General features: G+C 39.9%; 11 protein-coding genes. All 11 read right to left on the bottom strand.

All coding sequences use genetic code 11. The features are described 5' to 3' along the window. Positions 1–11: 11 nt before the first annotated feature. A complete protein-coding gene (locus tag ACWNMZ_RS06000) occupies positions 12–1256 on the bottom strand; it encodes an allantoate amidohydrolase (protein WP_449598379.1) in 1245 nt (414 codons plus the stop codon). 107 nt (positions 1257–1363) lie between these two features. Next, complete coding sequence (locus ACWNMZ_RS05995) at positions 1364–2698, bottom strand: YjiH family protein (protein WP_035416227.1); 1335 nt, start codon at positions 2696–2698, stop codon at positions 1364–1366. A gap of 85 nt (positions 2699–2783) precedes the next feature. Further along, entirely contained in the window at positions 2784–4058 is a 1275-nt protein-coding gene (gene hutI, locus ACWNMZ_RS05990) for an imidazolonepropionase (protein WP_251629256.1), read from the bottom strand. Between the two features lie 3 nt (positions 4059–4061). After that, a complete protein-coding gene (gene hutU / locus ACWNMZ_RS05985; protein ID WP_449598376.1) occupies positions 4062–5741 on the bottom strand; it encodes a urocanate hydratase in 1680 nt (559 codons plus the stop codon). Positions 5742–6053: 312 nt separating this feature from the next. After that, positions 6054–7520 carry a helix-turn-helix domain-containing protein gene (locus tag ACWNMZ_RS05980; protein ID WP_251629258.1) on the bottom strand — a complete coding sequence of 489 codons (1467 nt, stop codon included), beginning with the start codon at positions 7518–7520 and terminating at the stop codon, positions 6054–6056. An 83-nt stretch (positions 7521–7603) separates the two neighbouring features. Then, positions 7604–9103, bottom strand: a complete 1500-nt coding sequence (gene hutH / locus ACWNMZ_RS05975) for a histidine ammonia-lyase (protein WP_031536456.1) — start codon at positions 9101–9103, stop codon at positions 7604–7606. Positions 9104–9956: 853 nt separating this feature from the next. Then, positions 9957–10922: a tRNA dihydrouridine synthase gene (locus ACWNMZ_RS05970; RefSeq protein WP_235252012.1), complete on the bottom strand. Its 966-nt coding sequence runs from the start codon at positions 10920–10922 to the stop codon at positions 9957–9959. A 217-nt stretch (positions 10923–11139) separates the two neighbouring features. Then, complete coding sequence (gene fni, locus ACWNMZ_RS05965; RefSeq protein ID WP_235252011.1) at positions 11140–12159, bottom strand: type 2 isopentenyl-diphosphate Delta-isomerase; 1020 nt, start codon at positions 12157–12159, stop codon at positions 11140–11142. Positions 12160–12175: 16 nt separating this feature from the next. Continuing rightward, positions 12176–13252 carry a phosphomevalonate kinase gene (locus ACWNMZ_RS05960; RefSeq protein ID WP_449598373.1) on the bottom strand — a complete coding sequence of 359 codons (1077 nt, stop codon included), beginning with the start codon at positions 13250–13252 and terminating at the stop codon, positions 12176–12178. Positions 13253–13267: 15 nt separating this feature from the next. Further along, positions 13268–14257, bottom strand: coding sequence for a diphosphomevalonate decarboxylase (gene mvaD, locus ACWNMZ_RS05955; RefSeq protein WP_031536460.1), 990 nt, complete (start codon positions 14255–14257; stop codon positions 13268–13270). Positions 14258–14281: 24 nt separating this feature from the next. Beyond that, positions 14282–15232 carry a mevalonate kinase gene (mvk, locus tag ACWNMZ_RS05950; RefSeq protein WP_031536461.1) on the bottom strand — a complete coding sequence of 317 codons (951 nt, stop codon included), beginning with the start codon at positions 15230–15232 and terminating at the stop codon, positions 14282–14284. Positions 15233–15243 lie beyond the last annotated feature (11 nt).

Below are 15243 nucleotides of genomic sequence, written 5' to 3'. Positions count from 1 at the left end.
GATTTACCTCCTTAAAGACTATTATCCAATGCCAAAATAGAATGCAGTAAAACATTGCCGACTTTTTCTATGTCCTCCATCCTGCTCTCCTCTTCAGGACAATGACTTTTCCCAGCTAAACTCGGAACAAATAACATACAAGCTTCGGTGACCGATGCCATATGGGCAGCATCATGGCCTGCCATGCTCCCTAATCGGTAAGACGGAAAGCCAAGATTAGCCGCCTGCTCCTCACAGCATGTCATTAACTTTTCACCCATCGGTACAGGCGATTGATCAAGCTTTACTAAACGCTTTATCTCCACCTTTCTATGTCTATGAATAATTTGCACCTTCTCTTCCCATTTTCCTAATACATCCTGAATTTTCTCCCTCGTTTGCCCTCTAATTTCTAAAGAGAAGGTTACTTCGCCTGGTATAATATTCGTTGCATTTGGCTGTACGAAAACCTGGCCAATTGTCCCAACAACCTCTTCATCAGGGTAGTTTCGTAAAATATCTTCTAGGGCAAGCGCCATGCTTGCTGCTGCTAAAAATGCATCCACTCTATCCTTCATTAGTGTTGTCCCTGCATGATTCGCATCCCCTCTAACCGTTACTTCTTCACGGTAAATCCCAGTAATACCCGTTACAATTCCAACTGGGATATCACGTTGCAGCAACCTTTTCCCTTGTTCAATATGAACCTCCAAATAAGCGGCAAATTCACGAGGGCTTCTTACTGCATTTGCAAAATTATTTGGATTTCCCCCTGCATCTTGTAAAGCCTCTGTTAATAATCTTCCGTCTGTATCTGCTACACCTATAATATCTTCAGCTGTTAATTTTCCAGTTATCGCTCTACTGCCAAAAGTGGAGAAACCAAATGGGTTAGGCTCCTCTGCGCTGAATGAAACTAGCTCTAATGGATGCATTGTTTTTACGTTATTTTCTTCTAACACACGCATCACTTCCAATGCGAGAATCACTCCAAGCGCTCCATCATAGATGCCGCCATTTGGAACTGAATCAATATGAGAACCAAATGTAAGAACAGGTAATTCTGGATTAGTCCCTTCTTTTCTCCCCCAAATATTTGCTGCTTCATCTACATGGACAGCTAGATTCAAGGAATGAAGCTCCTGCTTTAACCAATTTCTCGCTTCCATTTCAGCGGGAGTAAATGTCGTCCGATCCATCCCTCCATTTGCATTACGACCAATCTCCCCTAAAGCAAACAGCTTCTGTTCTATTCTTTGTTTATTTACATTAAGCATTTTCCCCCTCGCTCCCTCTCGTAATTCTTTCAATCTATGATTAACAACCAAACTCCCCTAACCAAAAGTCAGGAGAGTTTTAGATTGTCATTTCTTAAAAAAACAAACTATAAAAGCAAAAATGCCAGTGGCGTTACAATAATCAGCGTCAGGATTGTTCGCTCAATCCAGATGACAAGTAATTTAGGAATACTTATCGGAATATCTGTTGATAGAATACAAGGAACGAGAGAAGAGAAAAAGATAACGGCTGAAACGGATAACGTACCAATGACGAATCTAGTAATTAATTCCGCCTCTGCTACAAGCCCTGCTGGCAAGAACATTTCTGCAATCTCAACGGCTGATGCTTTTGCAGCTAGCATCGGATCTGGAATTTGCAGGATCCATGTAAATGGATAGAAAATCATTCCGATAATATCAAAAACCGGTGTATATTCCGCTAACACTAAGCCGAGTAACCCAACAGATAATATCGATGGCAAAATAGCCATTGTCATAATAAATCCATCTTTTAAATTACTAACGATATTTTTATAGATTGGTAATGAATGATCAACAGCCTCCATCGCTTGTTTCCATGCATGTTGAAATCGCTTCTCTTTAATGACCTCTTCTGGATTCGCATTTCCTTGATAATACTCCTCACTCATTCTGTTAAGTGGCCATATGCGCACCGTGATAGCTGTTACGGCAAATGTTACAACTAACGTAACCCAGAAATAAATATTCCAAATGTCCATTAAACCTAGTGTTTTCGCCACAACGATCATAAAGGTGGTGGAAACAGTAGAAAACCCTGTTGCAATAATTGTTGCTTCTTTGATATTGTATTTTCCTTCTTTATACACTTTGTTTGTAATCAACAGACCAATCGAATAGCTTCCTACAAAGGATGCAACAGCATCAATCGCAGAACGACCTGGAGTTTTCCAAATAGGGCGCATAACTGGCTGCAAAAGGACTCCAATAAATTCTAATAATCCATATCCAGCTAATAATGCTAAAAACACAGCGCCAATTGGTACAAGCACCCCAACAGGAATCACTAGCTTATCAAATAGGAATGGTCCCATTCCTGGTTCAAAAAACCATGCAGGTCCAACTTTAAAAACATAAAATATCGCAAAAACAAGACCGATGATTTTGAAAAAGGATAAGACGATATTGACCGCATTTTTTTTCCATGATTTATTAACAAATGGATAAATAGCGCCAAATAAGATAATGAGTAATGCATAATATGGTAAGGCCGCTGGAACGGATTGTTGAACATAGGTGACTAGATGATCGAGTGGAATTGTGGAGCTGTCATTGATGGTAATAGGAATAAAAAATGTAAAAATACCGATTAAGCTATAAACAATAAACTTAAAAACTTTTAGACTATTATTTGGGCTTTTTTCTTCTGCAAAAGGGATTTGTTTTTCCGTATTTTCCATGTAAGTTCCTCCATTTTATGATTTTTTATACATCTTGCTTTTGGTGGAGAAAAGGCTAGTAATCTCCACCAAATCATTACCACCTTCATTGAAGCTGTTTTTGTATAACGACTGGTATTCCTTTTTTTATCACAGTATCCACATGGTTCATTCCATACTGATAGGATAGGGTTAGGTAATTGGGTACATCGAAAATGGTTATGTCTGCTTGCTTTCCTTTTTCCAAGCTCCCTATCGTGTCAGCACGACCAATGGCATGTGCTGCATTGATAGTTGTTGCGGTTATAACTTCTTCTGGTGTCATGCCCATTTTCAAGCATCCTAAATTCATAATGAATGGGAGTGATAGGGTTGGCGAGGAACCTGGATTGGCATCTGTTGATAGGGCTACAGCAACTCCTCTATCTATCATTTTTCTTGCCTCTGCAAATTCTGCCATTAGGAAAAATGCGGTACCTGGTAATAAAACAGCTATGACATCACGCTCTGCCATCTGTTCAATCCCTTGACTAGAAGCTCTTAATAAGTGATCTGCAGATATCGCACCTACTTCAGCTGCTAGTTCTGCCCCTCCGTATGGTTCAATTTCATCGGCATGAATTTTCGGAATTAATCCATGTTCCTTCCCAGCTTCTAAAATGCGACGTGATTGTTCTGGTGTAAACACACCACGCTCACAAAAGACGTCATTAAAAGTTGCTAAGCCCCTACGTGCCACTTCTGGAATCATCTCGTCAATGACTTGATCAACAAATCGTTCTGGATCGTCTTTATCTGCCAGCGGGATGGCATGTGCTCCCATAAAAGTAGAAACGATATCCATGTGATGATTCTGCTGTAGTTTTTTTGAAACCTCGAGTTGTTTTATTTCATGCTCTAGGGACAAGCCATAGCCACTTTTAGCCTCTACTGTTGTCACACCATGGGTTAAAAATTTATCTAATCTAGCTTTTGACTCCGCATATAATTGCTCAAATGATGCTTCCTGTGTCGCCCGAGTGGTGGCATGAATCCCTCCCCCTGCGTTCATAATATCCATATAGGTTTTTCCTTGTAGACGCATCGCATATTCATTCTCTCTTGTTCCTGCATGGACTAAATGTGTATGGGGATCAATTAAACCAGGGGTTACCGTCTTATTCGTCGCATCTATATGATTTGCAGTCGCAATCAATTCTGAATATTTTGCTTCGATTGCACTTGTTTCTCCAACATCAAGAACCTTACCATCCTGCACGAGTACTGCTCCATTTTCTATCACTGTAATCTCGCTCATTGCTTGTTTTTTAGCTGGCTTTTCAGAATGACCTTCCACCGTAATTAGTTGTGCTGCATGTTTAATAAACAATAGATCCGTCAAGCATCACACCTCCGCATTTTTTAGCATCGGAATATGGATTCCTTTTTCTTTCGCAGTTTTCACAGCAGATTCATAGCCTGCATCGACATGTCTAACTACTCCCATACCTGGGTCTGTCGTCAATACTCGTTCGATTCGCTTTTCCGCATCTTTTGTCCCATCTGCAACAATGACCATGCCTGCATGAAGTGAGTAACCCATCCCAACACCGCCACCATGATGAACACTCACCCAGCTAGCTCCACCGACACTATTGATTAATGCATTTAGAATCGGCCAATCTGCTACCGCATCACTCCCATCCTTCATTCCTTCTGTTTCACGGTTTGGTGATGCAACAGAGCCAGAATCTAAATGGTCACGTCCGATAACGATTGGTGCTTTTAATTCTCCACTTGCCACCATATCATTAATGATTTTTCCAAACCTTGCCCGTTCCCCATAGCCAAGCCAGCAAATGCGGGATGGCAAGCCTTGGAAACTGATTTTGTCCTGTGCCATTTTGATCCACTTACATAAAGATTCATTGTCGCTAAATTCCCTTAAAATAACCTCATCTGTTTTGTAAATATCTTCCGGATCACTTGATAATGCTACCCACCGAAACGGCCCTTTTCCTTCACAGAATTGAGGACGAATATACGCTGGGACAAAGCCAGGAAAATCAAAGGCATTCTCAACCCCTTCATCTTTTGCAACCTGGCGAATATTGTTTCCATAGTCGAATGTTACTGCCCCTTTAGCTTGCATATCTAACATTGCCTGCACATGTGTTGCAATACTTTTTTTCGCTAATATGGTGTACGCTTCTGGATTGGTATTTCTTAATTCTGCTGCTTCTTCAAGCAACATCTGTGCAGGTACATAGCCGTTCAACGGATCATGGGAAGAGGTTTGATCTGTTAGTACCTCTGGAATAAATCCTCTCTCCAACATTTGGGGTAAAATTTCAGCAGCATTTCCGAGTAAGCCAATCGAAAGAGCACGACCTTTTTGCTTTGCCTCTTTTGCCATTTGGATAGCCTCATCTAAACTATCTGTGGAAATATCCAAGTATTTCGTCTCTAGTCTGCGGTCGATACGATGTTGATCCACTTCTATCGCAATACAAACACCTTCATTTAAGGTTACTGCTAACGGTTGAGCTCCACCCATTCCGCCAAGACCAGCAGTTAGTGTGATTGTTCCTTTCAGGCTGGATCCAAAATGCTGACGGGCACATTCTGCAAAAGTTTCATAAGTACCTTGAACAATCCCCTGGCTGCCGATGTAAATCCAGCTTCCAGCAGTCATCTGCCCGTACATCATTAATCCTTTTCTATCTAATTCATTAAAGTGGTCCCAATTGGCCCATGCAGGGACAAGATTGGAATTGGCAATTAACACTTTTGGCGCGTCTTTATGTGTTCTAAACACTGCAACTGGCTTTCCTGACTGAACAAGTAATGTTTCGTCCTCCTCCAATTGCTTTAATTCCTTTACAATCGCTTCATAGCATTCCCAGTTACGAGCGGCTTTCCCTATACCTCCATAAACAACTAATTGATCGGGATTTTCTGCTACTTCTGGATTGAGGTTATTATTTAACATCCGTAATGCTGCTTCTGAGATCCAATTTTTCGCGTGTAATGTAGTACCTGTATATTGTTCGACTTGTCTTTTTATTTGTGTCACATGTACCATCCCCCTAAATGATTAAATTTTCTTATAATTTAAACTTTATCAAAATTAATAAATTATAATAGGTAATTAACTTATGAAAAAGGATAGTTATTTACGGGTTATATCTGACAAGCATGATGAAAACGGTTAAATTTATGATAATTATTTTGGATTCGATAAAAGTATTAGATATAGAACATATCTAACTTTTTTAGGAGATATAGTTCGTTTCATTTCTCTCCATTGCAATCTCGATTTTAAATGATGATAAAAACACAAAAAATCCAAGGATTCTCTAGCAATCGATTTCTCAAAAGGAGAATCCTTCGAATATTAAAGTGTTTGCTGCCTGATAAATTCTCTTGGGGATAGTCCTGTTTGTTTTCTAAAGATGCGGCTGAAGTAATTTGGGTTATTAAAGCCGACTAATTTTGCTGTGTTTTGGATTGGTGTATCGGAGGTGCTTAAGATGTCCTTTGCCTTTTGAATACGGATATTTGTCAGGATTTCTCGAAAGCTTCTATTGTTTTTGTTTGTTAATAAATAGCTGAAATAGGATGGACTACGACCGATATGATTTGCTACTTCGACTAACGATAAATCAGAACGATAATAATTTTTTTCCATATAAGTAATCGCTGCTTCCATGATGTCCAGCTTCGGTTTTTCTACTCGTTGATTTTGGATATCAAATAAGTAATCAATAAACAAAATTATTTCCTGGACAATTCGATAAAGAACACTATAATTTAAGATTTTATTAAAAACATCCTTATAATAATTCTCACTGCTGCTATCTTGCAGTCCGCTTTTAATCATATAGCGACGAACCTGTGCAAGAATACTCGTTAACCTTGTTCGAAGCATACTAGGAGAAGGATAAGGACTTTTCATACTGAAAAATTCTCCGTACATCCATGCCTTAATTTCACTAATTTCCTTTTCATCAAGCATATGGACCCAATCCCGTTGCTGTTCCATCGTTAAAAAAGGATCTCTTTCGACCCAATCGTGAAAATCATTGGCGAGAATTACTTGGCGGTATCCTGTATAAAACGTTACGTTAATTGCTTTTCTTAAGTGATTATATGTCTGGTAGAGAGAATGCTGGTCGCGATGACTAATCGCAATTGCAAGAGGCGCATCATGCTCGATTTCCCATTCTCTTAAGAAACGCTTTGCTTCATTGATTTCATCCTGCAGTTCATGTTGAAAGGCAAGGACAAGATGATCACTCGTTGAAAAAATAACAGGCTTGTAATAAAAATCAAATTCATTACTAAATACTCTTATTTCATCCAATGCATCATTCCATTCACTTTCTATGAGAAATACTGGATATTCATACGGAATCATATCATCAATAAACAGTGCTTCATATTTCGAGTCATATGCTGTTCTCGAGGTATTTTTTTCATCGTTCAAAAGGGGTAATTGCATGCGCATTAATTCTTGAAAGGCTTTCTTGACGAGATTCGGCGTTAATGGTTTTACCAGTAAATCAACTGCTTTGACGGACATCGCCTGCATTGCACGCTCAAATGTAGTTTCAGCTGTAAGAGTAACGACCTTCTTTGCATATCTATTAATATAGGATTGAACCATCTTCCAATGGGTGTCTGGAATCATATCTAATTCAATAAACAAAATATCCGGTAAATCTGTTTCAAGCACTGCTAATACTTCTGCCAGTTCATTTCTTTTTTCCATGATAAAATCTGGGGATGAATATTTTGAAACAAGCCATTCTATTCCATTCACTTCTTGCCTGTCACGATCTGCAATCAAGATTTTAAACATAAAAACCTGCTCCCTTATTCATAATGACTTTGACACTATTATAACAGTAGACAGGCATTAGAATAATGCTATAATTTTCATTCTTAAATCTCTGAATCGATTTCAAATGATTCCTTCAATGCTTTACTTAACTTTTCGATATCATCCGCGAAAATCCGATCCTCCTCAATTGGAGCAACATAGTTTCTTACTTGCTCCACTACCTTTTTCGTAAAAGCTCCCATTCTATCTTTTCCGCGAATTTCCGCAGCTTGAGTCGCACAAATTAATTCAATCGCTAACACTTTTCGTGTATGTTCAATAATTTGATAGGCATGCCTCGCACCAATGGTCCCCATACTAACATGGTCCTCCTGATTTGCAGAAGACGGAATCGAATCCACACTAGCTGGATGGGCAAGAATTTTATTTTCCGACACCAATGAAGCTGCGACATACTGCATAATCATCGCCCCAGATTGCAATCCAGGCTTCGAGCTTAAGAATGCTGGCAAATCATTTAATTGAGGATTAACTAATCGTTCAATCCGCCGCTCCGAAATATTCGCCAATTCTGCCATCGCAATCCCCATAAAGTCCATCGCAAGTGCAATCGGCTGACCATGAAAATTCCCGCCAGAAATAACCTTTTCCCCATCGTTAAAAATTAAAGGATTATCTGTCGCTGCATTCATCTCTATTTCTAGTTTATGTTTCACATACTGCAACGTCTGCCAAGTAGCACCATGCACTTGGGGAATACAACGAAGCGAATAAGCATCCTGAATACGTAGTTCCCCTTGTACCGTTATTAGCTTACTACCAGCAAGATATGCGCGCATTCGCTGAGCGACATCAATTTGTTCTTGATATCCTCTTGCTTGGTGCACGTCATCATCGAATGCATCAATAATTCCCCTTAATCCTTCCATCGTAACTGCGGCAATTTGTTCCGATTGATAGGCTAGCTTCTCCGCTTCTAAGTAAGCAACAGCACCCATAGCAGTCATTGCTTGTGTTCCATTTATCAGTGCTAGCCCTTCCTTTGCGGAAAGCCTGATTGGTTCTATGCCTTCAGCTTGTAAAGCTTCCAATGAAGGTCTTCTTTTTCCTTTATAAAATACTTCTCCTTCTCCGAGAAGTGCTAAGGCAAGATGAGATAAGGGCGCAAGATCGCCGCTTGCTCCAAGGGATCCTTGCTGTGGTATGACGGGATGAATGGCTTTATTGAGAAGTGCTAGTAATCTATCAATAATGAGCGGTCGAACTCCTGAATATCCTTTTAGTAAGGCATTCGCCCTTAGAAGAAGAATAGCTCTTGAAACCACTTCAGCAAAAGGTTCACCTACTCCACAAGCATGGGAATGGATTAAATTGAGCTGTAGTGTTTCTACATCTTCCTTATCAATACGGACGTCGCTTAATTTGCCGAAGCCCGTATTAATGCCATAAACCGTTTTTCCTTGGTTTACGATTTCTTCGACGGCTTTTCGACTGTTTTTTACTTTTGTTAGGCTTTCTTTTGATGGTTGGACGGTTTCGTTGGTGTAGAGGATTTTTTTTAGGGTGGGTAAGGTTAGGTTGTTGCCGGTTAGGGTTAGCATGGTGGGTTCCTCCTTTAGGTTTAATCGGGTATAATACAAAAAAACTAATTTCTATTTTCAAGAAAAACATAAGTATTTGATTATTAAAAATTAAGTATATGGATTTCTATCATCCTTAAATTATATCCATTAAGATAATATATAGTGGGGAAGGGATTTAAATACCTTTACCCAGTAATACTTAGTAAAATAGTTTATGACTTCCTTATTAAAAATTAATCGCTTTTCTTTTTACAGAGTAATTTTACTTTCACTTTAAATATATGATCATTACTTTTAAAATAACGTAAAAAAACCTCTACTGTTAGAGTAAAGGGCTCCGTTTTGAGGTGCTTTTCTTTAAATATGTGCCGATTTGATAGTGGCATTGGTATATAAAATGGGAATCTTTCCATTGGAATTGGCGAGTTTCTTTATTTGAAAGGCAAAATCCTTATTTATATAAGAACTCACTACTTACTTTTGGTACGATTAACCCTAATGCAGTTAAAATGAGAATCTCTTGAACTCACTCCCTTTTAAATAAGATGTTTTGTCCTGAATCGAGTAGTGCGGACCTTCTCGAACCCTCGATATTCTCTAATAATCCATGCATTACAAATAAATTCATAAATTTCATCTGTAAGTACAAATTGTTTCTTAGACTTTGGACTTGCAAAGCCACTCACCAAATGTTCCGGAGGCTTAATTTAATGATTCCCCCCCAAAATTTATGTAATATGGACTATTAATGTTTTTAGAAACGCTGACTTACAAGTTTCAGCCAATGCAAAAAATGGGTGTGTGAGTTTTATACAAAACACACATACCCATTTAATATTAGCCTATATATTTGGAGGATCGCTTTAGTCTACTATCCAACAATCTCAAACCCATCAAGCATCGCACGCACTTCATCCGTCGACTTTGTGCTCATCAATTGATTTCTCAATTCGCTCGCTCCTCTAAATCCTTTTACATATATCTTAAAAAAGCGATGAAGAGCTTGGAATGGACGTGGCTCTAATTCACTTGAATATTTATCATGAAGATCAAGCTGCAATCTTAGGAGATCCAAATATTCCTTGCTGCTATGCTCTTTCGGTTCTTTTTCAAAGGCAAATGGATTTTTGAAAATACCACGCCCTATCATAATTCCATCCACACCATATTGCTCGGCTAGCTTCAAGCCCTTTTGACGGTCAGGAATATCCCCATTGATTGTCAAAAGGGTATCTGGCGCAATGCGATCACGGAGCTTTTTGATTTCTGGGATAAGCTCCCAATGGGCATCTACTTGGCTCATTTCTTTTCTTGTACGCAGATGAATGGAGAGATTAGCGATATCTTGTTCCAGTATATGTGCTAACCAATCGTGCCACTCTTCTATCTCCGTATAACCAAGTCTTGTCTTCACACTTACCGGTAATCCTCCTGCTTTTGCCGCTTGGATTATTTCTGCAGCGACTTCTGGACGTAGGATAAGGCCGCTTCCCTTCCCTTTAGCTGCCACATTTGGTACAGGACAGCCCATATTAAGGTCAATCCCCTTAAATCCAAGCTCCGCCATACCAATACTCATTTGGCGAAAATATTCGGGCTTGTCCCCCCAAATATGGGCAACCATTGGCTGTTCATCTTCGGTAAAAGTTAGTCTTCCACGTACACTTTGTTTACCCTCTGGATGACAATAGCTCTCCGTATTTGTGAACTCAGTAAAAAACACATCTGGTCTCCCTGCTTTACTCACTACATGACGAAAAACAACATCTGTCACATCCTCCATTGGTGCAAGCACAAAAAATGGTCGTGGCAAGTCACGCCAAAAATTCTCTTTCATATCTATTCAAATCCTTTCAAAGGGACAAGGGGACAGACCCCTTGTCCCTAATAAGTACAAATTTCATGATTCTTTTACACTTATACCATTTTTCAGTACCTTTTATCAAACTAAAGAAAATTTTAACATTATATACTATGTTAAAAATGTATGAAGTGCCTATTTAATATAGTATAGATGACAGCCAAAAAGGAAGCAAAAGAACTCCCCTGCTTCCTTACCTAATCCTATCTGTTCCCTTCAATTCCCCAATAGTAGCTGCACCAATTCCAAACATAGTCATCTGTAATTCCAGCTCTCGAGTCTCAAAAAGTTCAATTAAACCCTCTGGTGATTCTGTAGCCTCTTTTAAAATCGACCGGGCAAAGCCAACCATATCTGATCCAAGCGCGATAGCCTTAGCAGCATCCATTCCATTTTTGATTCCACCACTAGCGATAATCGGTTTGTCAATTGCCTCATTAACAGATACAATACATTCGGCAGTTGGAATCCCCCAGCTAGTAAAAGCTTCGGCTGCTATTTTCTTAATCTTCTCTTTGGAGCGTAGTTTTTCCACTTGGCTCCATGATGTACCGCCTGCACCAGCGACGTCGATAAATGAGATGCCAACGTCGGTCAATTTTTTCGCAATGGTGCCATCAATTCCGAAGCCCACCTCTTTTGCACCAACGGGAATATCTAGCTGTGTACATACTTGCTCAATACTCCCCAACAAATCTTTAAAATTCCGATCTCCTTCTTGTTGTACAATCTCCTGAATACTATTCAAATGAAGAACGAGCATATCCGCTTCCGTCATCTCGATAATTTGTTTACATTGTTCGATTCCAAAGCCATAATTAAACTGAACCGCACCTAAATTAGCGATGATTGGAATGGTTGGCGCATATTTTCGAATTTGAAAGGATTCTCGATATTTTTCATTTTCAATCAGTGCTCTTGTAGAACCTAAGGCAAATGCCCAACCTCTTTCCTCTGCAGCAATGGCCAGATTTCGATTTATCGTCCCCGCCATTGCTGCTCCACCGGTCATCGAGCTTACCAAAAAAGGCGTCTTCATTTTTTTACCTAAAAACGCTGTATCTAATGTAATCTCATCAAAATCAATTTCCGGCAAGGCATTATGTAGAAAACGATACTTTTCAAGACCAGTCGATATGTTATCACCTGTTACTTTTTCATTTAAAACCAACTCAATGTGCTGGGCTTTTCTTTTATCAATTGAATCAGTCATTTTTCCAAACTCCAGTCTAATTATATTTGGTTGCAGGGAGGATATCTAATGGAACAATACCAGCATCCTGCCATTGTTTATGTAATCGTTCAAGCTTGTCTGTACTTGTAAAAGCAATTCCACAATCACCGCCACCTGCACCAGACGATTTTCCGGCGCCATAACAATTAGCAATGGCAATCAATTTTTCTAAATAAATCGTTTCAATTGCGCCACCAGTCTCTTCACTTAATTCTAGCAATGCCGATCGATTAGCGGATAAGCTAGCCATCATTAGTTCCATATCGTTCTGTTTAAACCCTTCTACCATTGTCGATACAGCATCACGACTTTTACGTAAAAAAGCTCCATAAATAGTAGAATTGTTCTGTTTAAGCGGCTCAATCTTCTTTATTAAAGAAGCTGTTTTAGCAGAACTACCAGTCCAGCCGACAGCAAGTACTAATTCTTCAGGGGCTTCTAGTGGCTCGATCTGTAGATGTGGCCACTCTTCTTCTACCAATGGAGTAATAGATCCGTTCTCTTTCAGCCTTTCTTTTAACCACCTCGCTTTAAACGCTGTATAGTGGAGCCAACCACCATATGTCGATGCTGCCACATCTGCACAAGAACCACTCCCTTGTGTCTGATAATGAGCGATTGCAGCTAGTTTGAAAATAAGGGTTTTCGAAACAGGCAAGAAATCTCTATACAATGTTAAAATAGAGGAAACAACAGCGACAACTACGGCTGCACTTGACCCTAGTCCATATTTCCGGCCAGAATCGGCATCATCCAATTCACTCGTTATCGTCAGGGAAAAAGGCTTGGTTTCAATAGACCTTTCTTGTAAATATTGATGCACCACAGCGATTGTATTTTTTATAAAATCTAATCTTGTGTCTTCCTCTTCAAAAATGACTTGTCCACCCTCAAATCGACAAGCAACATTAGGAAGACCCAGCTGCGGCAAAGAAAGAGTCTGTTGTTCACTCTTTGTAATCTGTGCTGTAATAAACCTATCAACTGCTACAACAATCGCCGGATAACCAGGTTCTAATACCGCATATTCTCCGGCAATAAATAGTTTCCCTGGAACTTTGATTTCATGCATCCAGACTCACTCCCTTTATCCATTCCACTCTGATAAATATTCAATCCCAGGTCCTGGATGACATACAATCACATCACGGACAGAAGGCAAAGCAGCAAACTTTTCTTTAATTATCTGTTCATTCTTCGGTTCACAAAGCACTTTTACATTCGGCCCTGCATCAATGGTGAAGTAAGCTTCTATGCCTTGTTGGCGCAATTCCATGACCTTCTGCATAACGTCAAACGTTGCACTTTGCCAATATAAAAATGGCGGCTTTGCTCCTAGCATTGTAGCGTGCATTTTCAGGGCATTCGCTTCTGCGATTTCTCCTAGCTGCGTAAAATCGCGCGCTTTAATGGCTTCCTTTATCCCCTTTAAATCCTCTTCTATTGTTGCTAACCAGCCATCATAGAACGGAGACGTATCTACAGTCCGCTGCATGCCATCTCTGCTCGAAACAGACTTCGGCCCAGCTTCCACTACCACAGATAGAACAGTCACATCCCACGCTTGTTCGTCTATGATTTGTGTCGCAAACGAATCTGTTCCGTCCGTTTTCTCTCCTTTTTGCCATTCAACAAATCCGCCAAAAATAGAGCGAGAAGCAGAACCAGAGCCTTGACGAGCTAAAGCAGACAGCTCTGTGCCTGATAAATCTAACTGTAATGCTTTACTTGCAGCTGCTGCTAATGCTGCATATCCGGAAGCAGAAGAAGCAAAACCGGCAGCTGTCGGCACGTGATTCACCGATGTCACTGTTGCAAAGGTTTTAGTCCCTGCAATATTGCGTACATGATTAAGAAAAGTGGTTATTTTCCCTATCTCCTGATCCGAGACTTGGTTTCCATCTAAGACAAGAGAATCCTTTTCAAACTGATCCGAAAACTGTACCTTTGTTTCCGTATAAAAATGATCCAAAGTAATCGATAAACTACTGTTCATTGGTAAAAACAACTTAGAATCGCGTTTCCCCCAATATTTTATTAATGCAATATTCGTGTGCGCACGAGCGATCGCTTCCATTAACCATACTCCTCATTAATCTAATTAGCATTTAGCTATTGTGTATTGCCATGTTTGAGTAGCACCAGCTTGAACCAAGGCATCTGCAACCTTTTTGCCGATAGTCTCATTTTCTACTAGTGCCAAAATACAACCACCACGGCCACCACCTGTTAATTTCGCTCCTACTGCTCCAGCAGTTCGAGCTGCTTCTACTAGGCCATCTAATCCTAGATCACTGACACCAAGTAAAGAGAGCTGTTGATGTGCTTGATTTAATTTATCGCCAACCTTTTGATAATCACCAACTGCAAGTCCTAACCGTACATCTTCTGTCAATTTGCCAAGTAATGTAATGGATTCCTCGATTTGTTTCGGCTTCCTTTCATACTTGTCTCGAATCGATTTCACTGCTGAATACGTATCGCCAATCCTGCCACTATCTGCTACAACCAAATGAAAGGGAGCACCTATTTTCACCATTTCAACCTCTTGTTGTTTTTGAAACCAAATGGGATTGGCGCTAGATGCTGCCATCATATCGATCCCACTTGGCGTTCCATGAGCAAATTTTTCGGCACGTTCCACCAATGCCATCAGCTGACTATCCTTGAGACTCTGATTGAAGAAAGCAAAAAGACCGCGAACAAGTGCAATCGCAATCGCTGCACTTGAACCTAGTCCACGCCCAATTGGAATCGAGGAGGCAATCCGAATATGTAAGCCTGATGAACGTTTTTCAAGAACCTTCAATGTTTGGATGACACAATCACCAATTCCCTCCATCTTTTCAGGAATCTGTTCAATTGGTCCTTGATAAAAGGGGCTTTCGATTTGGATCGTATTTCCCCCAATCGTTTTCACTGTTACTTTTACTTCTATTTGTTTAAAAGGAAAAGCAATTGCCGGTTGCCCATAAACAACGGAATGCTCCCCAATTAAAATCAATTTACTATGTGCTCGGCCTACCGCAACTTTTTGTGGAGTTTCAAGCATCGATATCCCCA

The sequence above is a fragment of the Niallia sp. Marseille-Q9988 genome (assembly GCF_976954375.1).
This window is presented reverse-complemented; position numbering and strand designations above follow the sequence as displayed.

Bases quoted from the DNA above. Each gene is read 5' to 3' on its own strand.
- hutU (WP_449598376.1), bottom strand. From the start codon at position 5,741: ATGGTACATGTGACACAAATAAAAAGACAAGTCGAACAATATACAGGT.
- mvk (WP_031536461.1), bottom strand. From the start codon at position 15,232: ATGCTTGAAACTCCACAAAAAGTTGCGGTAGGCCGAGCACATAGTAAA.
- mvaD (WP_031536460.1), bottom strand. From the start codon at position 14,257: ATGGAAGCGATCGCTCGTGCGCACACGAATATTGCATTAATAAAATAT.
- ACWNMZ_RS05980 (WP_251629258.1), bottom strand. From the start codon at position 7,520: ATGTTTAAAATCTTGATTGCAGATCGTGACAGGCAAGAAGTGAATGGA.
- ACWNMZ_RS05970 (WP_235252012.1), bottom strand. From the start codon at position 10,922: ATGAAAGAGAATTTTTGGCGTGACTTGCCACGACCATTTTTTGTGCTT.
- hutH (WP_031536456.1), bottom strand. From the start codon at position 9,103: ATGCTAACCCTAACCGGCAACAACCTAACCTTACCCACCCTAAAAAAA.
- ACWNMZ_RS05995 (WP_035416227.1), bottom strand. From the start codon at position 2,698: ATGGAAAATACGGAAAAACAAATCCCTTTTGCAGAAGAAAAAAGCCCA.
- ACWNMZ_RS05960 (WP_449598373.1), bottom strand. From the start codon at position 13,252: ATGCATGAAATCAAAGTTCCAGGGAAACTATTTATTGCCGGAGAATAT.
- ACWNMZ_RS06000 (WP_449598379.1), bottom strand. From the start codon at position 1,256: ATGCTTAATGTAAATAAACAAAGAATAGAACAGAAGCTGTTTGCTTTA.
- fni (WP_235252011.1), bottom strand. From the start codon at position 12,159: ATGACTGATTCAATTGATAAAAGAAAAGCCCAGCACATTGAGTTGGTT.